This is a genomic window from bacterium (assembly GCA_029210965.1).
Lineage (GTDB): Bacteria > BMS3Abin14 > BMS3Abin14 > BMS3Abin14 > BMS3Abin14 > JALHUC01.
Window position 1 is genome coordinate 1 of the sequence record JARGFZ010000115.1, and the last position, 840, is coordinate 840.

An 840-nucleotide genomic window follows, 5' to 3' on the forward strand; every position below is an offset into this window, starting at 1 on the left:
CTAGCACCAACTGGGAGGATGTTAGCGATGCCATATCAATGGCACAAGACTTGGACGTCATTATCGTTCCTAGTGGCAAATCAACGTGGAACGAAGGTATTATCATTAACAAACCACTGACGATATCCGGCGACAGTTCTGGAGCAACAATTATTCACAAAAAAACAGCAGGGCATATTTTTGTTTTTAATGGAAGTCATAATTCATCAGCAAGGCTGTCCAATTTCACTCTTGATGGAGAAAACATTGCACAAGGTGTAAATTTTGAAGATTTTAAAAATGCGTTCCGTATTGGGTAGTGTCCAGAATTTTTCGCACATTTGTTTTTCGGACGTTTCGATCTGGTTGCTCCTCAAGCTCAGGCTGCTGTCGTCATCTCGGCCTCATATAATCGTTCCATTCTCAGGTATCGCTTCATTCCCCATCGAGTTCCGGCAATGTGCCTGAGTCGTGCCGCCACCAGCATCAATGCCGAATTACCATCCGGGAAGGCGCCAACCACACGGGTTCGTCGCCTGATCTCCCGCATGATCCTTTCCAGAGGGTTATTGGTCCGGATCCTGCGCCAGTGCTCCGGAGGGAAATTGTAGTAAGTCAGGGTCTCGTCAATGCTTTCACGAACCATCCTGGCAGCCTTGGGCAGTTTCATCTCTTCGAGCTTTTTGGCAACACTCTCAGCCTTGACAAGAGCCTCGGCGCGGTCCTCCTGGGCGTGGATCGCTTTGAGCATCACCGCAACCTCTTTCACCTTGCCTTTGGGAACAGAGGTGGACCCCATTGGTTGGACAGGTTGGCGGCAGTTTTAAGGTGGAAAGGTTCATGGTTTATGCCGCCTTTTTC

General features: G+C 48.8%; 1 protein-coding gene and 1 pseudogene. One reads left to right on the forward strand and one right to left on the reverse strand.

The annotated features are described in order from the left end of the window. Positions 1-299 (forward strand): hypothetical protein (locus P1S59_14540; GenBank protein ID MDF1527443.1); only part of this gene is annotated, 299 nt, incomplete at its 5' end. A 59-nt stretch (positions 300-358) separates the two neighbouring features. Here the strand turns inward: P1S59_14540 and P1S59_14545 are convergent. Then, positions 359-760 (reverse strand): annotated as a pseudogene (locus P1S59_14545) (transposase). Between the last annotated feature and the right edge of the window lie 80 nt (positions 761-840).